At 68.8% G+C, this 26698-nt stretch carries 21 protein-coding genes and 3 rRNA genes; 23 read left to right on the forward strand and 1 reads right to left on the reverse strand.

Features of this window, described 5'->3' with window-relative positions:
- The first annotated feature begins 242 nt into the window (after positions 1-242).
- From argC to rrf, 9 genes are all read left to right on the forward strand, one after another.
- Positions 243-1310 (forward strand): N-acetyl-gamma-glutamyl-phosphate reductase, encoded by a 1068-nt coding sequence (argC, locus tag K8F61_RS01815; protein WP_231820490.1) that lies wholly within the window; start codon positions 243-245, stop codon positions 1308-1310.
- Between the two features lie 49 nt (positions 1311-1359).
- Positions 1360-2514 (forward strand): bifunctional glutamate N-acetyltransferase/amino-acid acetyltransferase ArgJ, encoded by a 1155-nt coding sequence (gene argJ / locus K8F61_RS01820; RefSeq protein WP_231820491.1) that lies wholly within the window; start codon positions 1360-1362, stop codon positions 2512-2514.
- Positions 2511-3428, forward strand: a complete 918-nt coding sequence (argB, locus tag K8F61_RS01825; RefSeq protein WP_067250085.1) for an acetylglutamate kinase — start codon at positions 2511-2513, stop codon at positions 3426-3428. The genes argJ and argB overlap by 4 nt, the downstream gene beginning before the upstream one ends.
- A complete protein-coding gene (locus tag K8F61_RS01830; protein ID WP_231820492.1) occupies positions 3425-4645 on the forward strand; it encodes an acetylornithine transaminase in 1221 nt (406 codons plus the stop codon). The genes argB and K8F61_RS01830 overlap by 4 nt, the downstream gene beginning before the upstream one ends.
- Entirely contained in the window at positions 4642-5577 is a 936-nt protein-coding gene (argF, locus tag K8F61_RS01835) for an ornithine carbamoyltransferase (RefSeq protein ID WP_231820493.1), read from the forward strand. Before K8F61_RS01830 ends, argF begins: the two co-directional genes overlap by 4 nt.
- The gene (gene argH, locus K8F61_RS01840) at positions 5574-7004 is read left to right on the forward strand and encodes an argininosuccinate lyase (RefSeq protein WP_231820494.1); all 1431 of its coding nucleotides are present in this window, start codon (positions 5574-5576) and stop codon (positions 7002-7004) included. Before argF ends, argH begins: the two co-directional genes overlap by 4 nt.
- Before the next feature lie 510 nt (positions 7005-7514).
- Positions 7515-9039: ribosomal RNA gene (locus tag K8F61_RS01845) — 16S ribosomal RNA — on the forward strand.
- Between the two features lie 377 nt (positions 9040-9416).
- A 23S ribosomal RNA gene (locus tag K8F61_RS01850) occupies positions 9417-12519 on the forward strand.
- A gap of 108 nt (positions 12520-12627) precedes the next feature.
- Positions 12628-12744, forward strand: a 5S ribosomal RNA gene (gene rrf, locus K8F61_RS01855).
- Together the 16S, 23S and 5S rRNA genes form the textbook arrangement of a ribosomal RNA operon.
- Before the next feature lie 48 nt (positions 12745-12792).
- On the opposite strand, the gene K8F61_RS01860 is transcribed toward rrf, so the two are convergent.
- A complete protein-coding gene (locus tag K8F61_RS01860; protein WP_231820495.1) occupies positions 12793-13632 on the reverse strand; it encodes a hypothetical protein in 840 nt (279 codons plus the stop codon).
- 6 nt (positions 13633-13638) lie between these two features.
- Here K8F61_RS01860 and K8F61_RS01865 point away from each other — a divergent pair, with 6 nt between their 5' ends.
- The 14 genes from K8F61_RS01865 (at position 13639) to K8F61_RS01930 (ending at position 26697) form a co-directional block, all read left to right on the forward strand.
- Positions 13639-14367 (forward strand): tetratricopeptide repeat protein, encoded by a 729-nt coding sequence (locus tag K8F61_RS01865; RefSeq protein ID WP_231820496.1) that lies wholly within the window; start codon positions 13639-13641, stop codon positions 14365-14367.
- The gene (locus K8F61_RS01870) at positions 14364-15395 is read left to right on the forward strand and encodes an HAD-IIA family hydrolase (RefSeq protein ID WP_067243661.1); all 1032 of its coding nucleotides are present in this window, start codon (positions 14364-14366) and stop codon (positions 15393-15395) included. The genes K8F61_RS01865 and K8F61_RS01870 overlap by 4 nt, the downstream gene beginning before the upstream one ends.
- Before the next feature lie 62 nt (positions 15396-15457).
- The gene (locus K8F61_RS01875; RefSeq protein WP_067243663.1) at positions 15458-15646 is read left to right on the forward strand and encodes a hypothetical protein; all 189 of its coding nucleotides are present in this window, start codon (positions 15458-15460) and stop codon (positions 15644-15646) included.
- Positions 15643-16443, forward strand: a complete 801-nt coding sequence (locus K8F61_RS01880) for a TlyA family RNA methyltransferase (RefSeq protein WP_231820497.1) — start codon at positions 15643-15645, stop codon at positions 16441-16443. The genes K8F61_RS01875 and K8F61_RS01880 overlap by 4 nt, the downstream gene beginning before the upstream one ends.
- 100 nt (positions 16444-16543) lie before the next feature.
- Positions 16544-17452, forward strand: coding sequence for an NAD kinase (locus K8F61_RS01885; RefSeq protein ID WP_231820498.1), 909 nt, complete (start codon positions 16544-16546; stop codon positions 17450-17452).
- On the forward strand, positions 17449-19131 hold the full coding sequence (gene recN, locus K8F61_RS01890) for a DNA repair protein RecN (RefSeq protein WP_219086337.1): 1683 nt from the start codon (positions 17449-17451) through the stop codon (positions 19129-19131). Before K8F61_RS01885 ends, recN begins: the two co-directional genes overlap by 4 nt.
- 82 nt (positions 19132-19213) lie before the next feature.
- Positions 19214-20134, forward strand: coding sequence for a PfkB family carbohydrate kinase (locus tag K8F61_RS01895; protein WP_231820499.1), 921 nt, complete (start codon positions 19214-19216; stop codon positions 20132-20134).
- A 17-nt stretch (positions 20135-20151) separates the two neighbouring features.
- A complete protein-coding gene (locus tag K8F61_RS01900; RefSeq protein WP_219086336.1) occupies positions 20152-21855 on the forward strand; it encodes a CTP synthase in 1704 nt (567 codons plus the stop codon).
- A 4-nt stretch (positions 21856-21859) separates the two neighbouring features.
- A complete protein-coding gene (locus K8F61_RS01905; protein ID WP_067243674.1) occupies positions 21860-22477 on the forward strand; it encodes an NUDIX domain-containing protein in 618 nt (205 codons plus the stop codon).
- 1 nt (position 22478) lies between these two features.
- On the forward strand, positions 22479-23381 hold the full coding sequence (gene xerD / locus K8F61_RS01910) for a site-specific tyrosine recombinase XerD (protein ID WP_231820500.1): 903 nt from the start codon (positions 22479-22481) through the stop codon (positions 23379-23381).
- A gap of 78 nt (positions 23382-23459) precedes the next feature.
- Entirely contained in the window at positions 23460-24323 is an 864-nt protein-coding gene (locus K8F61_RS01915) for a ParA family protein (RefSeq protein WP_157517908.1), read from the forward strand.
- A complete protein-coding gene (locus K8F61_RS01920) occupies positions 24307-25179 on the forward strand; it encodes a segregation and condensation protein A (protein ID WP_271062411.1) in 873 nt (290 codons plus the stop codon). The genes K8F61_RS01915 and K8F61_RS01920 overlap by 17 nt, the downstream gene beginning before the upstream one ends.
- Positions 25180-25246: 67 nt before the next feature.
- Entirely contained in the window at positions 25247-25858 is a 612-nt protein-coding gene (gene scpB / locus K8F61_RS01925) for an SMC-Scp complex subunit ScpB (RefSeq protein ID WP_231821497.1), read from the forward strand.
- Positions 25858-26697 (forward strand): pseudouridine synthase, encoded by an 840-nt coding sequence (locus K8F61_RS01930; RefSeq protein WP_231820501.1) that lies wholly within the window; start codon positions 25858-25860, stop codon positions 26695-26697. The genes scpB and K8F61_RS01930 overlap by 1 nt, the downstream gene beginning before the upstream one ends.
- Position 26698 lies beyond the last annotated feature (1 nt).

Below are 26698 nucleotides of genomic sequence, written 5' to 3' on the forward strand. Positions count from 1 at the left end.
CGGGCGACGGTGTCGCGTCCGGCGGATCCGATTTGCCGCGGTGACCCGCACGCGATATCGTCGCCCCATGCTTCCGGCCGCTCCCGTCACCGCCGCGCTCGTTCCGAGCGCCGCTCCGGAGCGCCGACGCCAGGGCGACCGCCGACTCTAGGCGACCCCGCTCTCCGTCCCGCGCGTCCGCGGTGCTGAGGAGCCGGTGTCGCCGCCCCGGCCCCTCAGACCCTGACCGTTAAGGTGGAAGCATGACGTATTCCGTCGCCGTCTCCGGCGCATCGGGCTATGCGGGCGGCGAGATCCTGCGCCTGCTCGCAAGCCATCCCGACATCGAGATCCGCACCGTCACGGCGCATGCCAACGCGGGGCAGCCGCTCGTCCAGCACCAGCCGCACCTGCGCTCGCTCACACATCTCACCCTTCAGGACACGACGCCGGAGATCCTCGCGGGCCATGACGTCGTCTTCCTCGCCCTGCCGCACGGGCAGTCCGGGCAGTACACCGACGCTCTCGGCGACGCCCCTCTCGTGATCGACGCGGGCGCGGACCACCGGCTCACCTCGGCGGACGCGTGGGACGCCTTCTACGGCGGCGCGTTCCACGAGCCGTGGGCCTACGGCGTGCCCGAGCTCCTGGTCGGCGAGGGCAAGCAGCGGGAGATCCTCCGCGACGCCACCCGGATCGCCGCGCCGGGCTGCAACGCGTCCACGGTGAGCCTCAGTCTCGCCCCCGGTGTCGCGGCGGGCGTGATCGACGCGTCCGACATCGTCAGCGTCCTCGCCGTCGGACCCTCCGGCGCGGGAAAGAGCCTCAAAACGCACCTGCTCGGCAGCGAGATCCTCGGCACCGCGAACCCCTACGCCGTCGGGGGCACGCACCGGCACATCCCCGAGATCCGCCAGGCGCTCGTCGCCGCCGGAGCGGGGCACGGGGCCGGCGTCGACCCGGCGGACGTGCGGATCTCCTTCACTCCGGTCATCGTCCCGATGGCGCGGGGGATCCTCGCCACCTCGACCGCCCCGATCAGCGCCGGGGCCTCGGACGAGGAGATCCGGAACGCGTGGGAAGCGGCGTACGGGGACGAGACGTTCGTGCAACTGCTTCCGGCGGGGCAGTTCCCGCGGACCGCGGACGTGCTGGGCGCCAACACGGCGCTGATGGGGCTGGCGATCGACCGTGCCGCGAACCGGGTCACCGTGGTGACCGCCGTGGACAACCTCGTCAAGGGGACGGCGGGCGCGGCCGTGCAGTCCATGAACCTCGCGCTGGGCCTCCCCGAGGGCACGGCGCTGACCGTGAACGGCGTCGCTCCGTGACCGCCGGGAGCAGGAAGACAGAGACCGAGAACGTGAAGAAGGAGACGCTGTGAGCGTGACCGCCCCCCAGGGGTTCGAGGCGGCGGGCGTCGCCGCGGGCCTGAAGTCGACGGGCAAGCCGGACGTGGCGGTGGTCGTCAATCGCGGGCCGCTCAAGGCGGGGGCCGCGGTCTTCACGTCGAACCGTGCGAAGGCCAACCCGATCCTGTGGTCCCAGGAGGCGATCAAGGACGGCACCGTCGAGGCGATCGTGCTGAACTCCGGCGGGGCCAACTGCTTCACGGGATCGTTCGGCTTCCAGACCACGCACCAGACCGCCGAGCGGGCCGCCGAGCTCCTCGGTGTGAGCGCGGGAGACGTGCTCGTGTGCTCCACCGGGCTGATCGGCACCGGCGACGAGACCTTCCGCGCGCGCGTCCTCGCCGGCACGGAGGCCGCGATCGCGGCGCTGAGCCCGGACGGCGGCGGGGCCGAACTGGCCATCATGACCACGGACACAGTGCCGAAGACGAGTGTGTTCCACGGGGACGGCTGGACGATCGGCGGGATGGCGAAGGGCGCGGGCATGCTCGCGCCGGGCCTGGCGACCATGCTCGTCGTGCTCACGACGGACGCCGTGCTGACGTCGGAGGAGGCCGACGCGCACCTGCGCGCGGCCACCCGGGTGAGCTTCGACCGGCTCGACTCGGACGGCTGCATGTCGACGAACGACCAGGTGTCGCTGCTCGTCAGCGGGGCCTCCGGGACCACTCCCGACGGCGACGCCTTCCGCGCCGGACTCGTCCAGGTCTGCGCCGATCTCGCGGTGCAGCTCCAAGCCGACGCCGAGGGCGCGAGCCACAGCATCACGATCGAGGTCGTGCACGCCGCCACCGAGGAGGACGCCGTGGAGGTCGGCCGGGCGGTCGCCCGCAACAACCTGTTCAAGGCGGCGATCTTCGGCAACGACCCGAACTGGGGCCGTGTGCTGGCCGCGATCGGCACGACGTCCGCGGCGTTCGACCCCTACGACGTGGACGTCTGGATGAACGGCGTGCGGGTGTGCACCGCGGGCGGGCCGGACCGGCCGCGCGAGGAGGTCGACCTCACGCCGAAGGAGACCGACGTGCGGATCGACCTGAGAGCGGGCGACGCGACGGCGACGATCCGCACCAACGACCTCACCCACGACTACGTCCACGAGAACAGCGCCTACTCCTCATGACAGACCTGCAGGACACCGCCCCCGAGGAAGCCGCCGCGAAGGCGCAGACCCTCATCGACTCGCTGCCGTGGCTGAAGCGGTTCCGAGACCAGATCGTCGTGGTCAAGTACGGCGGGAACGCCATGATCAGCGACGAGCTCCAGGACGCGTTCGCGCAGGACATCGCCTACCTCCGCTACGTCGGGGTGCAGCCGGTCGTGGTGCACGGCGGCGGACCGCAGATCTCGAACATGCTCGACCGCCTGGCGATCCCGAGCGAGTTCAAGGGCGGGTACCGGGTGACCTCGACAGAGGCGATCAGCGTCGTGCGGATGGTGCTGACCGGGCATATCAACCCGCAGCTGGTGGCGAAGATCAACAGCCACGGTCCCATCGCCACGGGACTCAGCGGAGAGGACGCCGGACTGTTCGGCGGCCGCCGCCGCGGCGTGCTGGTCGACGGCGAGGAAGTGGATCTCGGCCGGGTCGGCGACGTCGTGCAGGTGGACCCGACGCCCGTGCTGGATCATCTCGCAGCGGGGCGGATCCCGGTGGTGTCGAGCATCGCGCCAGACCTGGATCACCCCGGCCAGTCGCTGAACGTGAACGCCGACGCCGCGGCGGCCGCGCTGGCGACGGCGCTCGGGGCGGTCAAGCTCGTGATCCTCACCGACGTCGCCGGACTGTACGCGGACTGGCCCAACCGGGACTCGCTCGTGTCGCACATCACCTCCACCGAGCTCACCGCGATGCTCCCGACGCTGGAGTCGGGCATGATCCCGAAGATGCGCGCGTGCCTGGACGCGGTGGAGGGCGGCGTTCGCGCCGCGGCGATCATCGACGGGCGCGTGCCCCATTCGGTGCTCGTGGAGCTGTTCACCAGCAAGGGGATCGGCACGGAAGTCGTCATGGACGGAGAGGCGGTGGCCGGATGAGCGTCTGGCAGGACGATGCGGGGCGGGACCTGATGAACCTCGGCGGGCGGCTCGCGCTGCTCGTGCGCGGCGAGGGCTCCTCGGTGTGGGACGCGGACGGGCGCCGCTACCTCGACTTCCTCGGCGGCATCGCGGTGAACTGCCTCGGTCACGCGCACCCGGTCTTCGTGGAGGCCGTGTCCCGCCAGGCCGCGACGCTGGCGCACGTCTCGAACTACTTCGCGAGCCCGGGCCAGCTGGAGCTGGCGGCTCGTCTCAAGCGCCTGGCGGGGACGGGGGAGCGCGGTCGGGTCTTCCTCGCCAACTCCGGCGGCGAGGCGAACGAGATGGCGATCAAGCTCTCCCGGCTGCACGGGCGCGACACGGGTCGCTCCACCGTCCTGGTCGTGGAGGGGGCGTTCCACGGCCGGACCATGGGCGCGCTCTCGTTGACGCCGAAGGCCGCGTACCGGGAGCCTTTCGAGCCGGTGCTCCCCGGCGTCCGCACGGTGCAGCGCTCGATCGAGAGCCTCGAGGAGGCGTTCGCCGCCGCGGTCGCGGACGGCGGGGTCGCGGCCATGGTCGTCGAGCCGATCCAGGGCGAGGCCGGCGTCGTCGAGCTCCCCGACGGGTTCCTCCGGCGGGCGCGCGAGCTCACGAGCGCGCACGACGCCCTGCTGATCCTCGACGAGGTGCAGACGGGCGCGGGGCGCACGGGCGAGTGGTTCGCGTTCCAGCGCGAAGGCATCGTGCCTGACGCCGTGACGGTGGCCAAGAGCATCGCGGCGGGCTTCCCGATGGGCGCGCTCATCACGTTCGGCGACGCGAGCGAGCTCTTCTACCCGGGCACGCACAACTCGACCTTCGGCGGGAACCCGCTCGCGAGCGCGACGGCCAACGCGATCCTCGCGCACATCGAGGACGAGGGACTGCTCGCCAACGTCGTCGCACGGGGCGCGGAACTGCGCGCCGGGGTCGACGGCCTCCCGCTCGTGACCGGGACCCGCGGTGCGGGCCTGCTCATCGGGATCACGCTCGCCGCTCCCGTCGCCGCGCAGGTGCGGGAGGCGGCGCACGAGCGCGGCCTCATCGTCAACGCCCCCGCCGACGACGTGATCCGCATCGCTCCGGCCTACACGATCGGCGACGCCGAGGTGGCGGAGTTCCTCGACCTGTTCGGCGCCGCGGTGTCCGCGGTGGCCGCATCCATCCCGACCCCCACGGAGACCCTCGCATGACCCGTCACCTCCTTCGCGACGACGACCTGACCGCCGCCGAGCAGGCCGAGATCCTGGATCTGGCCCTGGAGCTGAAGAAGGACCGCTGGGCGAACAAGGCGCTGGCGGGGCCGAAGACCGTCGCGGTCATCTTCGACAAGTCATCCACCCGCACCCGGGTCTCCTTCGCGGTCGGGATCGCGGACCTCGGCGGCTCGCCGCTGATCATCTCCACCGCGAACAGCCAGCTCGGCGGGAAGGAGACCCCGTCCGACACGGCCCGGGTGCTGGAACGGCAGGTGGCGGCGATCGTCTGGCGCACCTACGCGCAGTCGGGGCTGGAGGAGATGGCCGCAGGCACGCGCGTCCCCGTGGTCAATGCCCTGTCCGACGACTTCCACCCGTGCCAGCTCCTCGCCGACCTGCTCACGATCCGCGAGCACAAGGGGGAGCTCGCCGGGCTCACCCTGTCGTTCTTCGGAGACGGCCGCAGCAACATGGCGCACTCGTACGTGCTGGCCGGGGTGACGGCGGGCATGCACGTGCGCGTCGCGTCGCCCGCCGCCTACTCGCCGCGCGCGGACGTCGTCGAGGCCGCGCAGCGGCGGGCGGCCGAGACCGGCGGATCGGTCACCCTGGTGACGGATCCGACCGAGGCGGCGGCCGGCGCGGACGTGATCGTCACGGACACCTGGGTCTCCATGGGCAAGGAGGAGGAGAAGATCGCGCGGCTGCGGGATCTGGGCGGCTACAAGGTCACCACCGGCATCATGGCCGCGGCCGACCCCGAGGCCATCTTCATCCACTGCCTCCCCGCGGACCGGGGATACGAGGTCGACTCCGAGGTGATCGACGGCCCGCAGAGCGTGGTCTGGGACGAGGCGGAGAACCGGCTGCATGCGCAGAAGGCGCTGCTGGTCTGGCTGCTGAGCAAGCAGGAGGAGTCCGCATGAGCGCGCAGGCACCGGGGGGCACCAACGAGGGATCGCTCTGGGGCGGACGCTTCGCGGGCGGACCGAGCCCCGAGCTGGCCGATCTCAGCCGGTCCACCCATTTCGACTGGATCCTCGCCCCGTACGACATCGCCGGCTCCCACGCCCATGCGACGGCGCTGGCGGCTGCCGGGTACCTGGAGGCGGACGAGGCCGAGCGCATGCACGCCGGCCTCGACGCGCTGGCCGCGCGCATCGCCGACGGCACGCTGCTCCCGGATCCCGCCGACGAGGACGTGCACGGCGCCCTGGAGTCCGCCCTGATCGACGAGGTCGGACCCGAGCTCGGCGGACGCCTCCGGGCGGGCCGCAGCCGCAACGATCAGATCGCGACGCTCGTGCGCATGTACCTGATCGACCATGCGCGGGTCATCGCGCGGGACCTGCTGCGTCTCGTGGACGCGCTCGTCGCGCAGGCGGAGGCGCACCCGACGGCGATCCTGCCCGGGCGCACGCACCTCCAGCACGCTCAGCCGGTGCTGCTCGCGCACCACCTTCAGGCGCACGCATGGCCGCTCGTGCGCGATCTCGAACGCCTCGTCGACTGGCGGGCGCGGGCCGGGGTCTCGCCCTACGGCGGGGGAGCGCTGGCGGGATCGACGCTCGGCCTCGACCCCGCGCTCGTCGCGCGGGAGCTCGGGCTGGATCGTCCGGCGGAGAACTCCCTGGACGGCACCGCCGCGCGCGATGTCGTGGCGGAGTTCGCGTTCATCACCGCGATGATCGGCATCGATCTGTCCCGTCTCAGCGAGGAGATCATCCTCTGGAACACCCGCGAGTTCGGGTTCGTCACGCTGGATGACGGCTACTCGACCGGCTCCAGCATCATGCCGCAGAAGAAGAACCCCGACATCGCCGAGCTCGCACGCGGCAAGGCCGGCCGGCTGATCGGGAACCTCTCCGGTCTCCTGGCGACCCTCAAGGGTCTTCCGCTCGCGTACAACCGGGACCTCCAGGAGGACAAGGAGCCGGTGTTCGACTCCGTGCGCACCCTCGAGGTGGTGCTCCCCGCCTTCACCGGGATGATCGCGACCCTCCGCTTCCACACGGACCGCATGGCGGCCCTCGCTCCGCAGGGATTCTCTCTGGCCACGGACGTCGCCGAGTGGCTGGTGAAGAACCGGGTCCCGTTCCGCGAGGCCCACGAGATCTCGGGTGCCCTCGTCCGCGCGTGCGAGGAGCGGGGGATCGAACTGGACGAGGCCTCGGACGACCTGCTCGCCGACGTGTCGGTCCACCTGACCCCGGCCGTGCGCGACGTGCTCACGATCGAGGGCTCGGTCGCGAGCCGCGACGGCGCGGGCGGCACGGCCCCCGCGCGCGTCGAGGAGCAGCGGGCCGAGCTGGTCGCGCGCGCCCAGTCGGCCGCCCACGCCCTCGGGCTGTGACCCGGGATCCGCGTCGTTCCGCGGATCCCGGTCCCTCTCGGGCTCGCGACACGCCCGGGTTGCGGTGCGGATTTGCCGGGTGTCCGGGATCCGCGTAAGTTATTACCTGTTCGCCCCAAGCGGTAGAGCGGAAGGCCGGAAGGTCTGACTCCCCAAGCGGCGAACGAACCCGATCTCGACGATGAACTTCCCTTGCGGAGGGTCTTCGGCTAAGATCGGTAACTCCCACCTCAGGTTCGCCGCAGGGCGCAGCGAGGGGGAGTGAGACGTTGCCCCATCTGTGATGCCGCGAGGCTGAGCTGTGGGAGCATCCGATCCTTGAGAACTCAACAGCGTGCACTTGTCAAATGCCAAATAACCTCGCCTCGGCTTCGGCTGGGGGAGATTCCTTTGGATCAAAATTGGTCAGCCCTTTGGGGTTGGCTGTGGATGAAGTCAGTTGATTTTGTCTTTTTGGTCAGTTTCAAACTCGCTGCGTCACCGTTTTCCCGGTGGGGTATGCATTTTTTCTTTACGGAGAGTTTGATCCTGGCTCAGGATGAACGCTGGCGGCGTGCTTAACACATGCAAGTCGAACGATGAAGCCGGGGCTTGCTCTGGTGGATTAGTGGCGAACGGGTGAGTAACACGTGAGCAACCTGCCCTGGACTCTGGGATAAGCGCTGGAAACGGCGTCTAATACTGGATACGAGACGTGGCCGCATGGTCAACGTTTGGAAAGATTTTTCGGTCTGGGATGGGCTCGCGGCCTATCAGCTTGTTGGTGAGGTAATGGCTCACCAAGGCGTCGACGGGTAGCCGGCCTGAGAGGGTGACCGGCCACACTGGGACTGAGACACGGCCCAGACTCCTACGGGAGGCAGCAGTGGGGAATATTGCACAATGGGCGGAAGCCTGATGCAGCAACGCCGCGTGAGGGATGACGGCCTTCGGGTTGTAAACCTCTTTTAGCAGGGAAGAAGCGAAAGTGACGGTACCTGCAGAAAAAGCGCCGGCTAACTACGTGCCAGCAGCCGCGGTAATACGTAGGGCGCAAGCGTTATCCGGAATTATTGGGCGTAAAGAGCTCGTAGGCGGTTTGTCGCGTCTGCTGTGAAATCCCGAGGCTCAACCTCGGGCCTGCAGTGGGTACGGGCAGACTAGAGTGCGGTAGGGGAGATTGGAATTCCTGGTGTAGCGGTGGAATGCGCAGATATCAGGAGGAACACCGATGGCGAAGGCAGATCTCTGGGCCGTAACTGACGCTGAGGAGCGAAAGGGTGGGGAGCAAACAGGCTTAGATACCCTGGTAGTCCACCCCGTAAACGTTGGGAACTAGTTGTGGGGTCCTTTCCACGGATTCCGTGACGCAGCTAACGCATTAAGTTCCCCGCCTGGGGAGTACGGCCGCAAGGCTAAAACTCAAAGGAATTGACGGGGACCCGCACAAGCGGCGGAGCATGCGGATTAATTCGATGCAACGCGAAGAACCTTACCAAGGCTTGACATACACGAGAACGGGCCAGAAATGGTCAACTCTTTGGACACTCGTGAACAGGTGGTGCATGGTTGTCGTCAGCTCGTGTCGTGAGATGTTGGGTTAAGTCCCGCAACGAGCGCAACCCTCGTTCTATGTTGCCAGCACGTTATGGTGGGAACTCATGGGATACTGCCGGGGTCAACTCGGAGGAAGGTGGGGATGACGTCAAATCATCATGCCCCTTATGTCTTGGGCTTCACGCATGCTACAATGGCCGGTACAAAGGGCTGCAATACCGTGAGGTGGAGCGAATCCCAAAAAGCCGGTCCCAGTTCGGATTGAGGTCTGCAACTCGACCTCATGAAGTCGGAGTCGCTAGTAATCGCAGATCAGCAACGCTGCGGTGAATACGTTCCCGGGTCTTGTACACACCGCCCGTCAAGTCATGAAAGTCGGTAACACCTGAAGCCGGTGGCCTAACCCTTGTGGAGGGAGCCGTCGAAGGTGGGATCGGTAATTAGGACTAAGTCGTAACAAGGTAGCCGTACCGGAAGGTGCGGCTGGATCACCTCCTTTCTAAGGAGCATCTGACACCTTCGGGTGTCCAGAACCCAGATCGGGCCCGAATGTGGCTCGCTGGGAGCTCATGGGTGGAACATTTGACATGACGTCGGCGCGGCCGATTCTCGTTAGTACGCCAGGTCTTTGGGTCTGGTTGGAAGGTGGGGGTTGGTGAGCGGGGCGTCTGCACGCTGTTGGGTCCTGAGGGACCGGATGTGAGTCCGTTCCTCTGGGCCTCTCGTTGTCTGCCGGTTGGTGGATGGGGAGGGGTACCGCCCGTACTTTGAGAACTACACAGTGGACGCGAGCATCTTAAAGGGCTCAGGCCTTCGGGTTTGAGTTCGAAACGATAGATACGGCCCCGATTTTCCTGTCGGGGTCGGCTCATGTGATTTCAAGTCTTTAAGAGCAAACGGTGGATGCCTTGGCATCTGGAGCCGAAGAAGGACGTAGCAATCTGCGATAAGCCTCGGGGAACTGATAAGCGAGTTTTGATCCGAGGATGTCCGAATGGGGAAACCCCGCTGGGCGGCGTGCCGACCTAGTGACTCCCGCCTGAATATATAGGGCGGGTAGAGGGAACGTGGGGAAGTGAAACATCTCAGTACCCACAGGAAGAGAAAACAACAGTGATTCCGTGAGTAGTGGCGAGCGAAACCGGATGAGGCTAAACCGGGTGTGTGTGATAGCCGGCAGGCGTTGCATGCCCGGGGTTGTGGGACTTTCCTGGATCTTCTGCCGAAGGTCCGACGTGACGTGGAGGTATAGGCGAACGGTCTTGAAAGGCCGGTCATAGAGGGTGCCAACCCCGTAGCCGAAATGCCTTGCATGGCGTGGAGAGTATCCCAAGTAGCACGGGGCCCGTGAAATCCCGTGTGAATCTGTCAGGACCACCTGATAAGCCTAAATACTCCCAGATGACCGATAGCGGACAAGTACCGTGAGGGAAAGGTGAAAAGTACCCCGGGAGGGGAGTGAAATAGTACCTGAAACCGTTTGCTTACAAACCGTTGGAGCCTCCTTAGTAGGGGTGACAGCGTGCCTTTTGAAGAATGAGCCTGCGAGTTAGTGATACGTGGCGAGGTTAACCCGTGTGGGGTAGCCGTAGCGAAAGCGAGTCTGAATAGGGCGATTCAGTCGCGTGTCCTAGACCCGAAGCGAAGTGATCTATCCATGGCCAGGCTGAAGCGACGGTAAGACGTCGTGGAGGGCCGAACCCACTTAGGTTGAAAACTGAGGGGATGAGCTGTGGATAGGGGTGAAAGGCCAATCAAACTTCGTGATAGCTGGTTCTCTCCGAAATGCATTTAGGTGCAGCGTTGCGTGTTTCTTGCCGGAGGTAGAGCTACTGGATGGCCGATGGGCCCTACAAGGTTACTGACGTCAGCCAAACTCCGAATGCCGGTAAGTGAGAGCGCAGCAGTGAGACTGTGGGGGATAAGCTTCATAGTCGAGAGGGAAACAACCCAGACCACCATCTAAGGTCCCTAAGCGCGTGCTAAGTGGGAAAGGATGTGGAGTTGCTTAGACAACCAGGAGGTTGGCTTAGAAGCAGCCACCCTTGAAAGAGTGCGTAATAGCTCACTGGTCAAGTGATTCCGCGCCGACAATGTAACGGGGCTCAAGCACGCCACCGAAGTTGTGGCATTGACATTTATAGGTAGGCCTTCGTGGTCCAGCCGTGTTGATGGGTAGGAGAGCGTCGTGTGGCCGGTGAAGCGGCGGGGTGACCCAGCCGTGGAGGCTACACGAGTGAGAATGCAGGCATGAGTAGCGAAAGACGTGTGAGAAACACGTCCTCCGGAAGACCAAGGGTTCCAGGGTCAAGCTAATCTTCCCTGGGTAAGTCGGGACCTAAGGCGAGGCCGACAGGCGTAGTCGATGGACAACGGGTTGATATTCCCGTACCGGCGAAGAACCGCCCAAGCTAATCCAGTAATGCTAAGTGTCCGAAGCCAGTCATCGTCACCTTCGGGTGGCACCGGCTGGTGGAGCACACGACCCTATGCTGGGGCGGCTAGCGTATTAACAGGTGTGACGCAGGAAGGTAGCCCAAGCCAGGCGATGGTTGTCCTGGTGCAAGTGCGTAGGCCGAGTCATAGGCAAATCCGTGACTCATTGAGGCTGAGACACGATGCGGATGAAAAGTGGGTGATCCTATGCTGCCGAGAAAAGCATCGACGCGAGGTTCTAGCTGCCCGTACCCCAAACCGACTCAGGTGGTCAGGTAGAGAATACCAAGGAGATCGAGAGAATCGTGGTTAAGGAACTCGGCAAAATGCCCCCGTAACTTCGGGAGAAGGGGGGCCATCCACTTATACCGCCTTGCGCGGGAAAGGGTGTGGTGGCCGCAGAGACTAGTGGGTAGCGACTGTTTACTAAAAACACAGGTCCGTGCGAAGTCGCAAGACGATGTATACGGACTGACGCCTGCCCGGTGCTGGAAGGTTAAGAGGACGGGTTAGCTTCGGCGAAGCTCAGAATTTAAGCCCCAGTAAACGGCGGTGGTAACTATAACCATCCTAAGGTAGCGAAATTCCTTGTCGGGTAAGTTCCGACCTGCACGAATGGCGTAACGACTTCCCAACTGTCTCAACCGCGAACTCGGCGAAATTGCATTACGAGTAAAGATGCTCGTTACGCGCAGCAGGACGGAAAGACCCCGTGACCTTTACTACAGCTTGGTATTGGTGTTCGGTGTGGCTTGTGTAGGATAGGTGGGAGACTGTGAAGCGGACACGCCAGTGTTCGTGGAGTCATTGTTGAAATACCACTCTGGTCACTCTGGATATCTAACTTCGAACCGTGATCCGGTTCAGGGACAGTGCCTGGTGGGTAGTTTAACTGGGGCGGTTGCCTCCCAAAGAGTAACGGAGGCGCCCAAAGGTTCCCTCAACCTGGTTGGCAATCAGGTGGCGAGTGTAAGTGCACAAGGGAGCTTGACTGTGAGACTGACAGGTCGAGCAGGGACGAAAGTCGGGACTAGTGATCCGGCAGTGGCTTGTGGAAGCGCTGTCGCTCAACGGATAAAAGGTACCTCGGGGATAACAGGCTGATCTTGCCCAAGAGTCCATATCGACGGCATGGTTTGGCACCTCGATGTCGGCTCGTCGCATCCTGGGGCTGGAGTAGGTCCCAAGGGTTGGGCTGTTCGCCCATTAAAGCGGTACGCGAGCTGGGTTTAGAACGTCGTGAGACAGTTCGGTCCCTATCCGCTGCGCGCGTAGGAAGTTTGAGAGGATCTGACCCTAGTACGAGAGGACCGGGTTGGACGAACCTCTGGTGTGCCAGTTGTTCCGCCAGGAGCACCGCTGGTTAGCTACGTTCGGGATGGATAACCGCTGAAAGCATCTAAGCGGGAAGCCGGCCTCAAGATGAGACTTCCATACCTTCGGGTGAGAGGCTCCCAGCTAGACTACTGGGTTGATAGGCCAGATGTGGAAGCACGGCAACGTGTGTAGCTGACTGGTACTAATAAGCCGATGACTTGATAACACACCGTTCTAGGTGTTCGCGTCCACTGAGTGGTTCTCGATGTACGGTCGAGAACCCCAAGAACATGACTCGTCATGTTCTTGGTTTTGATTGAAACATCAATAGTGTTTCGGCGGCCATAGCGTGAGGGAAACGCCCGGTTACATTCCGAACCCGGAAGCTAAGCCTCACAGCGCCGATGGTACTGCAGGGGGGACCCTGTGGGAGAGTAGGACACCGCCGGACTCCTTTTAGACGAAAGAGGCCACCCAACGCAGGGTGGCCTCTTTCGCGTTAACAGGACCACCGTGAGAGGATCGCGCCATGCCGGAAGAAGAAGACCGCCGTTCGGCGTCCCGAGACGCATCGCAGCGGCCCAACCGCCGCTTCGTCGACGGTGAGTCCCGACGCGGGTTCCGCGCTCCTCGGGATAACGGTGACCGACCCGCCGAGCGACCGCGCCCGGCGGGGAACGAACGCGGTACGCGCTCCGATTCCTCCTCCCGGGCGAATGCGCCTCGTCGTGAGGGTGATCGTCGTGAGGGCGGGTATCAGCGTCGTGACGGTGCTCCTCGTCGTGAGGGCGGGTATCAGCGTCGTGACGGTGCTCCTCGTCGTGAGGGTGATCGTCGTGAGGGCGGGTATCAGCGTCGCGAGGGTGCTCCTCGTCGTGAGGGTGATCGTCGTGAGGGCGGGTATCAGCGTCGCGAGGGTGCTCCTCGTCGTGAGGGCGATCGTCGTGAGGGCGGGTATCAGCGTCGCGAGGGTGCTCCTCGTCGTGAGGGCGATCGTCGTGAGGGCGGGTATCAGCGTCGTGACGGTGCTCCTCGTCGTGAGGGCGATCGTCGTGAGGGCGGGTATCAGCGTCGTGACGGTGCTCCTCGTCGTGAGGGCGACCGTCGGGACGGCGGCTTCTCGCGTCGTGACGGCGGACAGCGCGACGGCGGGCACCCCCGTCGGGACGGCGGCCGCACGCCGTATCGTTCCGAGCGGCCTCGGCGGGACCTGCGCGCTGCCGATCGGCCGCGGGACCCGGAGCTTCCCGACGAGGTCACCGCGAAGGATCTGCACCCGTCTGCGCGCAACGAGCTCAAGACCCTGAGCAAGGAGAATGCGGACGCCGTCGCCCGGCATCTGGCGATGTCGGCGATGCTGATCGACGAGGATCCCGCCCGCGCACACGAGCACGCCCTGGCGGCGTCGCGTCGCGCGGGCCGCGTCGCCGTCGTCCGGGAGTCCGTCGCGATCACCGCCTACGCCGTGGGCGATTTCGCGCTGGCGCTGCGGGAGCTGCGCACCTACCGCCGCATCTCCGGTCGCGACGATCAGATCGCGCTGATCGTCGACAGCGAGCGCGGGATGGGGCGTCCGGACCGTGCCCTGGAGGAGGGGCGGTCAGTGGATCGCGCTGCGCTGCCGACACCGGCGCGTGTCGCTCTGGCGATCGCGATGTCGGGCGCGCGCCTGGACCGCGGTGAGACGGAACTCGCTCTCGGCGAGCTCGAGATCCCCGAGCTCGACCCCGACCGGGCCTTCGAGTGGAGCCCTGCGCTCTTCAGCGCCCGGGCTGCGGTCCTCGAAGACCTCGGGCGCCACGAGGAGGCGGCCTTCTGGCAGCAGCGCGCCGACGTCGCCGCCGAGGCGCTCGGCCACGGCACCGACGACGAGCTGCTCATCGAGGACGCCCTCGTCGAGGACGCCGACGACGTCGATGGCGCGGAGGACGCGTCTCCTTCCGAGCCGGCAGAGCCTTCCGAGCCGGCAGAGCCTTCCGAGCCGGCAGAGCCTTCCGAGCCGGCAGAGCCGGCAGAGCCTTCCGTGCCCACGAAGCCGGCTGAGTCCGCCGAGCCCGGCGAGTCCTCGCTGTGAGCCTGTTCGGCCGGTCCCGGCGATCGCCGCTGACGGACGTGGATGTGGTCCTCGCCGACCTGGACGGGGTCGTCTACGCAGGACCCGGGGCGATCCCGCACGCGGTGGAGAGCCTCCGCGAGGTGGAGCGCACGCGCCGGATGGGGTACATCACGAACAACGCCTCGCGGACGGACGCCTCGGTCGCCGCGCACCTCACGTCCCTCGGGCTGCGCGTGTCCGCCGACGAGGTCGTGACGAGTCCCCAGGCGGCGATGCGTCTGCTCTCGACGATGGTCCCGGCGGGGGAGACGATCCTCGTGGTCGGCGGGGAAGGCCTCGTCGTCGAGGCGGAGAAGGCCGGCTACCGGGTCACGCGCAGCGCCGAGGACGCACCGCGCGCGGTGGTCCAGGGCTTCGCGCCCGAGGTGGGCTGGACGGATCTCGCCGAGGCCGCGTTCGCGCTCTCGCTCCCCGAGGAGGAGGGCGGCATCCCCTGGATCGCGACGAACACGGACTGGACCATCCCGCAGGCGCGGGGCATCGCTCCGGGCAACGGCACGCTCGTGTCCGCCGTGCACACCGCGGTCGGCCGCCTCGCGACCGTCGCAGGCAAGCCCGAGACGCCGATCTTCGAGGAGGCCGTCGCGCGGTTCGGCGCGACGAGCCCCCTGTTCCTGGGCGACCGGATGGACACCGACATCCTCGGCGCGAACCGGGCGGGGATCCCGTCGGCTCTGGTCCTCACCGGGATCGACCGGCCCAAGCATGTCCTCGCCGCGTCCGAGGGATCCCGCCCGACCTACCTGCTGAGTGATCTGCGAGAGCTTCACGAGCCGTACCCGGAGACCGTCGTCAAGGGCGACGTGACCTCCGTCCGCGACGCGGCGGTCCGCATCGACGGTCCCGATATCACCATCCTCCGGGAGGGGGACCGCCCCATCGACCTGCTGCGCGCCGGGGCGGCTGCGATCTGGGCGACGGGTCGTCAGATCTTCGGTTTTCGGGTGCCGGAGCGCCTGTACGCGGACCCGTTCCACCGGCCGTAGCGATTCCCGTTCCTCCGGCGTCGCTCTGCCGTCGTCCGGGGCGCCGCGTCTAGGCTGGATCCGTGAGCGACGAGAGCAGCGCGGAGCCCGCCGACGGGCTGTGGAGCAGACTGCGGCTGATCGAGGGACAGCCGCTGCAGAGTCGCGCCGAGGCGTATTCGGCCCTGCACGACGAGCTCTCCCGGCGCCTGGAGAGCGCTCCTCGCGACGACCAGGGCTCCCGTGCGCGGGACGCGTCCGAGCCCGGATGACCATGCGGCTGGACGCCGCCCTCGCCGCGCGAGGGCTCGCTCGGTCGCGCAGCCACGCGGCGACGCTCATCGCCGACGGCCTGGTGCGGGTCGACGGGAAGCCGGTCGTGAAGGCATCGACCCGGATCGAGGACGACGCCGACCTCGCCGTCGCGGAGGCCGACCACTATGTCGGACGCGCCGCGCACAAGCTGATCGCGGCGCTCGACGGGTTCGGCATCCCGGTCGACGGGCGCCTGGCGCTCGACATGGGCGCATCCACCGGGGGCTTCACGCAGGTCCTCCGCGAGCGCGGGGCCCGACGCGTCCTCGCCGTGGACGTCGGTCACGGACAGCTCGCCCCGGCGGTCGCCGCGGATCCCGGCGTCGCCGCCGTCGAGGGATACAACGTGCGGCACATGACCGCGGAGAGCCTGGCCGCTGCGACGGGCGAGCCGGACGCGCCCGATCTCATCGTCGGCGACCTCTCGTTCATCTCCCTGGAACTGGTGCTCCCGGCCGTCGCCACGGTCGCGCCCGAGGGCGCCGACGTCATCCTCCTCGTCAAACCGCAGTTCGAGGTCGGCCGGACCGCCGTGCGCGGCGGACTGGTCACAGACCCCGCGACCCGTGCGGACGCCGTGGCACGGGTCCTGTGGTCCGCGTGGGACCAGGGGTTCGGCGTGCTCGGGATCCTGCCCTCGCCGATCCTGGGCACGCACGGCAACGCGGAGTACCTGGCGCACCTCGCGCCCGGCCGCGGGACCAATCCGACAGAATGGTTGAGCACGATCGATCGGATCGCAGGAGGACGATGAACGAGCGCAGCCACGCGACGGCGCGGAACGCCGGACACGGCGTCCCCGACCGCCGGACCGCCGCCCCCTCGGCCGCCGACACCCGCGCGAGGGGGACCCGATGACGGAGCGCACGATCCTCGTCGTCGCCCATGCTCATCGCGACGACACCGTCGAGGCGGCGCGTCGCGTCATCGCCGCGCTGCGCGCGGCCGGCGCTCGTCCTGTGCTGTCCGCGGACGATCGGGTCGACCTCGCCGCGGTGGACCCGGCCTTCGCCGAGGTCCCCGTCCTGGGCGCCGACGCCTCCGAGCAGGAGCTCGAGCTGGCGATCGTGCTCGGCGGCGACGGGACGATCCTGCGTGCGGCCGAGCTCGTCCGTCCCGGATCCGCCCCTGTCCTCGGCATCAACATGGGGCACGTCGGCTTCCTCGCCGAGATCGAGCGCGACGACATGGACGCCGCCGTCGCCCGCATCATCGACCGGGACTACGACGTCGAGGAGCGCATGGCCCTGTCCGTCCGGGTGAAGGACGCGGCGGGCGCCGTCGTCTACGAGACCTGGGCGCTGAACGAGGCCACGGTCGAGAAGGCCAGCCGGGAGCGGATGATCGAGGTCGTCCTGGAGATCGACGGACGACCGCTGTCCACCTTCGGGTGCGACGGGATGGTCGTATCGACGCCCACGGGCTCGACCGCATACAACTTCTCCGCCGGAGGGCCGGTGATCTGGCCCGGGGTGGAGGCCATCGCCGTCGTGCCGCTGTCGGCGCACGCCCTGTTCGCGCGCCCGCTCGTCGTCGCGCCCGACGCACCCATCGCGATCGAGCTGCTGGAGCGCACGGACGGCACCGGGATCCTCTGGTGCGACGGACGTCGCTCGCACGAGCTCCCTCCCGGGGCGCGGGTGATCGTCCGCCGCTCGTCCCGTCCGGTGCGCCTGGCGCGGCTTCACCCGAGCGCGTTCACGGACCGGCTGGTGCGGAAGTTCCAGCTCCCCGTCGAGGGATGGCGGGGGGCGGCGTCGTGATCGAGGAGATGCGTCTGCGCGATCTCGGGGTGATCGCCGAGGCCGTGCTGCCGATCGGTCCGGGCTTCACCGCGATCACCGGTGAGACCGGCGCGGGCAAGACCATGGTGGTGACCGGGCTCGGGCTCCTGCTCGGCGCTCGCGCCGACTCCGGCGCCGTCCGAGCGGGGGCGTCCCAGGCGTCCGTGGCCGGGGTCTGGGTCGTGCCGAACACCGGCCGCGTGGCCGAGACGGTCGCCGACGCCGGCGGAGAGCTGGAGCCGCTCGACGATCGCCGCGGTGAGCTGTATCTCTCCCGAACGCTCACCGCGGAGGGGCGGAGCCGAGCCAGCGTCGGCGGTCGCGCCGCGCCGGCGGGCGTGCTCGCCGACCTCGCCGAGGAGCTGGTCGTCGTCCACGGCCAGTCCGAGCAGCTGCGGCTGCGCTCCGCGGCCGCCCAACGCGACGCGCTCGACCGGTTCGGCGGCTCCGCGATCGCGGAGGCCCGCTCGGCGTATGCGGAGGCATGGGAGCGGTGGCGCGCGCTCGACGCACAGTTGGAGGAGATCACCGCCAATCGCGAACGACGACAGGCCGAGGCGGAGGACCTGCGCGCCGCGCTGGCGCTCATCGAGGCGACGGACCCGCAGCCGGGGGAGGACGAGGCGCTCACGGAGCGCGCGGAGCGTCTCGCCAATGCGGAGGAGCTTCGCCTGGCGGCCTCTCTCGCCCGCGCCGCGTTGTCCGACGAGGAGGGCGAGAACGACATCTCCTCGCTCGCGGCGGAGGCCCGCCGTGCGCTGGAGCGCGCCGCGGACCCCCAGCTCGCCGCGCTCGCCGAGGGGATCGCGGAGCTCGGGTACCGGGCGACGGACATCGCCGGCCAGCTCTCCGCCTACCTCGCCGATCTCGACGAGTCGGGTCCGCACGAGCTCGCCGCGGTGGAGGAGCGACGGGCGGCGCTGGGCGCCCTGATCCGCGCGCACGGATCACTGGATGCGGCGCTCGAGCTCTGGAACACCGGATCGGCGCGCCTGGCCGAGCTGGACGACGACGGCGAACGCGTCGAGCGCCTGACGACGGAGCGCGACGAGGCGCGCGCGGCCCTGGACGAGGCCGCGACCGTGCTCACCCGGCGGCGGACCGACGCCGCCGAGCGACTGGGCGCCGCGGTGACCGAGGAGCTGCACGCCCTGGCCATGCCCGACGCCCGTCTGGAGGTGTCCGTCTCGCCCGGGGCCGAGAGCGCCCACGGGCGGGACGACGTCGCCATCCTGCTCGCGCCGCACCCGGGGGCCGAGCCCCGCTCCGTCTCGCGCGGCGCGTCCGGCGGCGAGCTGTCGCGGGTGATGCTCGCCATCGAGGTCGTCATCTCGGCGACCGATCCCGTCCCGACCTTCGTGTTCGACGAGGTCGACGCCGGCATCGGAGGCGCCGCGGCGATCGAGGTCGGGCGCCGCCTGGCGCGTCTGGCCCGCACGTCCCAGGTGATCGCGGTCACCCACCTCGCCCAGGTCGCGGCGTTCGCCGGCAACCACCTCACGGTCGTGAAATCGAACGACGGACAGGTCACCGCCTCGAGCGTGCGACGGCTGGAGGGCGCGGAGCGGGAGGCGGAGATGGCGCGCCTGCTGTCGGGACTGGCCGACTCCGACGCCGCGCTGGAGCACGCGCGGGAGCTTCTCGCCCTCGCCGACTGAGCGTCCCTGTTCCGGATCCCCGGCGTTCCTCGCGGAGCGCCGGGGAGATAGCGTGGGCACACCGAGACGAGGAGGATCCGCGATGCGCGGGACAGCGGTGATCGGCGAGGCGCTCGTCGACGTGGTGGGCGGCGAGGAGCATCCCGGGGGTTCGCCCATGAATGTCGCGGTCGGCCTGGCCCGACTCGGCGAGCCGGTGGTGCTGCACACCCTGTTGGGCGCCGACGCGCGGGGGGACCGGATCCGCGACCACCTCGACCGTGCCGGCGTCGTGCTGGGGCCGGAGTCGTCGGGCGACGGCGCGACGTGGACGGCCACGGCGACGCTCGACGACGAGGGGCGCGCGAGCTATCGGTTCGCGCTCGACGGCGTCATCCCCGTGCCCGCTCTCGACGGGCTGCGTCTCGCCCACGCCGGATCCATCGGCGCCCTGAGGGCGCAGGAGGCGGGCGCGGTGCGCGCGGCGTTCCAGGGCGCCGACGCGGCGACCCTGCGCAGCCTCGACCCGAACATCCGCGCCGACGTCATGGGGGAGCACGTGAGAGAGCGCATGCTCGCGCTGGCTCGTGCGTGCCACGTCGTGAAGCTCAGCGACGAGGACGCCCTCGCCCTCTTCCCGGGAGCGACCGTGCGCGAGGCCGCCGACCGGATCGCGGAGGCAGGGGCCCGGCTCGTCGTGGTGACGCGGGGCGGAGAAGGCTGCGCGGCGCTCGCCGACGGCGTCTGGTCCGAGCGCCGGGCCGCGCCCGTGACCGTGGTCGACACGATCGGTGCGGGGGACGCGTTCATGTCGGGGCTGCTGTTCGCTCTCCTCCGGGACGGCACGGACCGCCTGCTGGTCGACGGCTCCGCCCTTCCGGCAGCCGCGGTGGAATCCGCCCTCACGACGGCGTCGGCCAGCGCCTCCATCGCCGTGTCCCGCGCCGGGGCGAACCCGCCCGACGCGGCGGAGCTCGACGCCGCGCTCGGAGCGTCGCTCGGTGACGCCACGGAGACGGGCTGATAGGATCGAAGTCCGTGATGCAGACTTCAGGCGCGCGGGCAGCGGACGACACCAACCGGACTCCTTTCACCACGAAGCACATCTTCGTGACGGGCGGTGTCGTTTCTTCGTTGGGCAAGGGACTCACCGCGGCGAGCCTGGGGAACCTCCTCACGGCGCGCGGACTGCGCGTGGTCATGCAGAAGCTGGATCCGTATCTGAACGTCGATCCCGGCACCATGAACCCCTTCCAGCACGGCGAGGTGTTCGTGACCGACGACGGGGCCGAGACCGACCTCGACATCGGGCACTACGAGCGCTTCCTGGACATCGAGCTGAGCCAGGCCGCCAACGTCACGACCGGCCAGATCTACTCCCAGGTGATCGCCAAGGAGCGGCGCGGCGAGTACCTCGGCGACACCGTGCAGGTCATCCCGCACATCACGGACGAGATCAAGCGGCGCATGCGCCTGCAGGCGGACGAGACGCCGCAGCCGGACGTCATCATCACCGAGATCGGCGGCACCGTCGGCGACATCGAGTCGCAGCCGTTCATCGAGTCGGCCCGGCAGATCCGCCACGAGCTCGGCCGTAAGAACGTCTTCTTCGTGCACGTCTCGCTCGTGCCGTTCATGGGGGCGTCCGGGGAGCAGAAGACCAAGCCGACCCAGCACTCCGTCGCGGCCCTGCGCTCCATCGGCATCCAACCGGACGCCCTGGTGCTGCGCAGCGACCGGCCCGTCACCGAGTCCAACAAGCGCAAGATCGCCCTGATGTGCGACGTGGACGAGGATGCGGTCGTCAACGCCGTGGATGTCCCGAGCATCTACGACATCCCGACGATGCTGCACGATCAGGGCCTGGACGACTACATCGTCGAGGCGCTGGGCATGGAGCGCGCGGCGGACGTGGACTGGTCCCGCTGGCAGAAGGTCCTCCAGGCCGTGCACAACCCGAAGCACGAGGTGACGATCGGCCTCGTCGGCAAGTACATCGATCTGCCGGACGCCTACCTCTCGGTCACCGAGGCGCTCAAGGCGGGCGGCTTCGCGCACGAGGTCGCGGTGAAGATCCGCTGGATCCCCTCGGACTCCTGCGAGACACCCGAGGGCGCGGCCAAGGCGCTGGCCGACGTGGACGGCATCTGCGTGCCCGGAGGCTTCGGCATCCGCGGCATCGAGGGCAAGCTCGGCGCGCTGCGCTTCGCCCGCGAGCAGGGCATCCCTGCGCTCGGGCTGTGCCTGGGTCTGCAGTGCATGGTGATCGAGTACGCGCGGCACGTCGCGGGCATCGAGGGCGCGTCCTCGAGCGAGTTCGACCCGGAGACCCCGGAGCCGGTGATCGCGACGATGGCCGAGCAGGTCGAGATCCTCGACGGCGGGGACCTCGGCGGGACCATGCGTCTGGGCCTCTATAAGGCCGCGCTCGGCGAGGGCACCCTCGCGGCGGAGCTGTACGGCGCCGACGAGGCCTCCGAGCGCCACCGCCACCGGTACGAGGTGAACAACGCCTACCGCGACCGGCTGGCCGAGGCCGGGCTGGTGTTCTCGGGCCTGAACCCGGAGCTGGACCTGGTCGAGTACGTCGAGCTGCCGCGGGACGTGCACCCGTTCTACATCGCCACGCAGGCGCACCCCGAGCTGCGGTCGCGCCCGACCGCCCCGCACCCCCTGTTCCGGGGGCTCGTCGGCGCCGCGATCGAGCGTCACCGCGCGAGCGAGCTGTTCGACGACGAGGCCTGAGGCCATGACCGAGCCCCGGACGGACCCGTCGGGCACGGCGGAGGTCTCGGACCTGCGCGACGAGCCGTTCCGCCCCGAGGTGGTCTCCAGCGAGGAGGTCTACCGCGGGGCGGTCTGGAGCATCCGCGAGGACCGTGTCCGCTACGGTGACGGCGAGATCGTGCGGCAGTACACGGACCACACCGGCGCCGTGGCGGTGGTCGCGCTGGACGACGAGGGCCGCGTCCTGCTGATCCAGCAGTACCGGCACCCGATCCGGCACCGCGACTGGGAGCTTCCGGCGGGACTGCTCGACGTGGAGGGTGAGGACCCGCTGGCCGCCGCACGTCGCGAGCTCGCCGAGGAGGCGGACCTGGTCGCCTCCGGCTGGGAGCCGCTCGTGAGCACGTTCGTCACCCCCGGCGGCAGCGACGAGGTGATCCACCTGTTCTTGGCGACGGAGCTCTCCGCGGCGCCGCATCCGCACCCCCGCGAGGACGAGGAGGCCGACATCCGACTCGCCTGGGTGCCGCTGGCGGAGGCGGCCGACGCCGTGCTCGAGGGCCGGTTCCGCAACGCGATCCTCGCCGTCGGCGTGCTGGCGGCCGAGCGTCGGGTCCGGAGCGGGGACGAACGGCGCTGACGTGCAGGTGGACCGTGCTCTGGACGCGTACCTGCGGCACGTGACGGTCGAGCGCGGGCTCGCCGCGCACACCCTCGCCGCGTACCGCCGCGACCTCGGCGGCTACGTGTCGTGGCTGACCGCGCAGGGGATCTCCGACACGGACGACATCGACCCGGCCGCGGTGGGACGGTTCGTCGCCGACCGTGCGGCCGCGGATCCGCCGCCCGCGGCCAGCAGCCTCGCCCGTCTCCAGTCCTCGGTGCGCGGCTGGCACCGCTTCCTGGCGCGGGAGGGGATCGCGACGGACGACCCGGCGGCGCGGCTGCGGCCGCCGAAACTGGGGCGCCGCCTCCCCAAGGCCCTGACGATCGACCAGGTCGAGCGCCTCCTGGCCGCGCCGTCGGCGGACGAGCCCCTGGGGATCCGCGACCGGGCCCTGCTCGAGCTGCTCTATGCGACCGGCGCCCGCGTCTCGGAGGCGACCGCGCTCGACGTGGACGACCTCTCGCACGGCGAGGTGCTGCGCCTGCGGGGCAAGGGATCCAAAGAGCGGATCGTTCCGGTGGGCTCCTACGCCCGGCGGGCCGTGGACGCCTACCTCACCCGCGTCCGTCCCGCCCTGGCGGCGCACGGGCGGGCCTCGGCGCGCCTGTTCCTCGGCGCGCGCGGGGCTCCGCTGTCCCGCCAGAGCGCGTGGCTGATCATCCGCGCGGCCGCCGAGCGCGCGCAGCTGGGCGTCGAGGTCTCGCCGCACACCCTGCGGCACTCGTTCGCCACCCATCTGCTGCAGGGCGGCGCGGACGTGCGCGTCGTGCAGGAGCTCCTCGGGCACGCCTCCGTCGCCACGACGCAGATCTACACGCACGTCTCGGCCGACGCCCTGCGCGACGTGTACATCACCGCGCACCCGCGCGCCCGCTGAGTCCGGCATCGCCGCGCGCCGGGGCCGGGCACGCCCGCCCTGCCGCTACAATCGAGCGAGCACGAGGAAGCAGGAGAACTGGTGGCGAAGACGAAGGACGACACACCGATCGGACCGACCGGGCGTCCCTATCAGGGGTTCGCCATCCCCAAACCGCTCGCCTCGCACGGGCCCGCCCGCATCATCGCCCTGTGCAACCAGAAGGGCGGCGTGGGAAAGACCACGACGTCGATCAACCTCGCCGCGTCACTCGCGGAGTACGGGCGCAAGGTGCTCGCGGTCGACTTCGACCCGCAGGGCGCGCTGTCGGCGGGTCTGGGGATCGCGACGCACGACATCCCCACGATCTACGACCTCCTGTTGGACACGAAGCGCGACGTCCACGAGGTCATCATCCCGTCCGCCGTCGACGGCCTCGACGTCCTCCCCGCGAACATCGACCTGTCCGCCGCCGAGGTGCACCTCGTCAACGAGGTCGCGCGCGAGACGATCCTCTCCCGCGTGCTCCGTCAGGTCTCGGGGGAGTACGACGTCATCCTCATCGACTGCCAGCCGTCGCTGGGCCTGCTCACGGTGAACGCCCTCACGGCGGCGCACGGCGTGCTGATCCCCCTGGAGTGCGAGTTCTTCGCCCTGCGCGGCGTGGCCCTGCTCATCGAGACCATCGACAAGGTGCGCGACCGGCTGAACCCCTCGATCACGCTCGACGGCCTGCTCGCCACGATGTACGACGCGCGCACGCTCCACTCGCGCGAGGTGCTGGAGCGGGTCGTGGAGGCGTTCGGCGACGACGTGCTGGAGACCGTCATCGGACGCACCGTGAAGTTCCCCGACGCGTCGGTGTCGGGGGTCCCGATCACCGAGTTCGCGCCGGAGCACCCCGCCGCACAGGCGTACCTGCGACTGGCCCGGGAGCTGGTCGCCCGTGGCGCCGTCGCCTGATTCCGAGCAGTCCACCGCCCCGGAGACGGCGACCGGGCCCGTGCCCGATGCGGGCGCCCCGGTCGTCGAGGCCGGCGAGGGCTTCCGGGTGTCCCTGTCGAACTTCGACGGCCCGTTCGATCTGCTGCTGACGCTGATCTCCAAGCACGAGCTCGACATCACCGAGGTGTCGCTGAGCCGCGTCACGGACGAGTTCATCTCGTACCTCCGCGAGCTCGGGCCCGAGGAGGATCTCGACGAGGCCTCGGAGTTCCTCGTCGTGGCCGCGACGCTGTTGGACATGAAGGTCGCCGGACTCCTCCCGCAGGGCGAGCTCGTGGACGCGGAGGCCGTCGCGCTGCTGGAGGCGCGCGACCTCCTGTTCGCCCGGCTGCTGCAGTACCGCGCCTTCAAGGAGGTCTCGGTCTGGTTCGCCCGCAGCCTCCAGTACGAGGACCGTCGGCACGCCCGGGCGGTGCGGCTCGACGAGAAGCACCGCGCGCGCACCCCCGAGCTCGTGTGGACGCTGAGCGCCGACGACTTCGCCGCGCTGGCCCTGCTCGCGTTCGCACCGAAGGAGATCCCCACGGTCGGGCTGGACCACCTGCACGCGCCGCTGGTGAGCATCCGGGAGCAGGCCGCCATCGTGGTCACCCTGCTGCGCGGCGCCGAGTCGGTGTCGTTCCGGGAGCTGGTGGCCGGCGTCTCCGAGCCGGGGATCGTGGTGGCGCGGTTCCTGTCCGTGCTGGAGCTGTACCGCCACGCGGCGCTGTCCTTCGAGCAGCTCGAGCCGCTGGGCGAGCTGACGCTGCGTTGGTCGGCGGAGAGCTGGTCCGACGAGATGCTGGCGACGCTGGGAGCCGACTATGACCGCTGAGCCCGACCCGACCCCGCCCCGCGTATCCGAGGCGATGCCGTACGCCGACCCGAACCCGAAGGACGACATGACCGAACCCGCGACCGAGGAGCAGGAGCCGCGGCCCGTCGGCGCGCCCGTGCCGGAGGGGCCGCTGACCGAGCGGCTGGAAGCGATCCTGCTCATCATCGAGGAGCCGCACAGCCTGGTGTCGCTCGCCGCGGCCGTCGGCGCGCCCGTGCCGGCCGTCCGCCAGGCGATCGAGACGCTCGTGGAGGAGTACGAGGGACGGGGCAAGGGACCGCGCCGCGGGTTCGAGCTGCGCGAGATCGGCGGCGGCTGGCGTCTGTACGTGCGGGAGGAGTACGACGACCTCGTCGCGGACTTCGTCGGCGGACAGGCCCCCTCCCGGCTCTCGCAGGCGGCGTTGGAGACCCTGGCCGTGATCGCGTACAAGCAGCCGGTCACGCGCAGCCAGGTCGCCTCGATCCGCGCGGTCAACGTCGACTCGGTCGTGCGGACCCTGCTGGCCCGCGGACTCATCACGGAGCTGTTCCAGGACTCCGAGACCGGCGCCATCAACTACGGCACGACGGATGCGCTCCTGCAGAACCTCGGCATCAACTCGCTCGACGAGCTGCCGCCGATCTCCCCGCTGCTGGACGACGGCGCCGACGGCTTCGACGAGAGGACGATCTGATGACCGCGCCCACCGAACGGGACAACGGCGCCGCGCCGGTGAGCGAGGGCGTGCGGCTGCAGAAGGTGCTCGCGAACGCGGGCGTCGCGTCGCGCCGGGTGATCGAGCAGTACATCGTCGAGGGACGGATCCGCGTCAACGGCGTGACCGTGACCGAGCTGGGATCCCGGATCGATCCCGAGCACGACAAGGTCGACGTCGACGGCACGGCGGTGCAGCTCGACGCCACCAAGCGGTACGTGATGCTCAACAAGCCCACCGGCGTCGTGAGCTCCATGAAGGACGAGCGCGGGCGCCCTGACCTCCGCCGCTACACGAAGGACTGGCCCGAGCGGCTGTACAACGTCGGCAGGCTCGACGCCGAGACCAGCGGCCTGCTCGTCCTCACCAACGACGGCGAACTGGCGCACGTGCTGGCTCACCCCTCGTTCGGCGTGACGAAGGTGTACATCGCCAAGGTGGAGGGACGGGTGACGCCGCAGACGATCGCGCGTCTCACGCGGGGGATCGAGCTGGAGGACGGCCCGATCGCCGCCGACCGGGCCCGGCTGCTGGACACCTCGTCCGCCTCCCGCTCCCGGGGCGCGGAGAAGGGCGGATCCAGTCTGGTCGAGCTCACGCTGCACTCGGGGCGCAACCGGATCGTGCGGCGGATGATGGCCGCCGTGGGGCATCCGGTGACCGAGCTCGTCCGTCGCCAGTTCGGCCCGCTGCACCTGGGCACGCTCCCGGTGGGGCAGGCCCGGGAACTCAGTAGAATCGAACTCGGCGCGCTGCTGACTCTCGCGCGCCAGGACGCCTCCGCGGAGGACCGATCGGACTCAGACCAGCAGGGGTGAC

Source organism: Microbacterium resistens, assembly GCF_021172025.1.
Taxonomy (GTDB): domain Bacteria; phylum Actinomycetota; class Actinomycetes; order Actinomycetales; family Microbacteriaceae; genus Microbacterium; species Microbacterium resistens.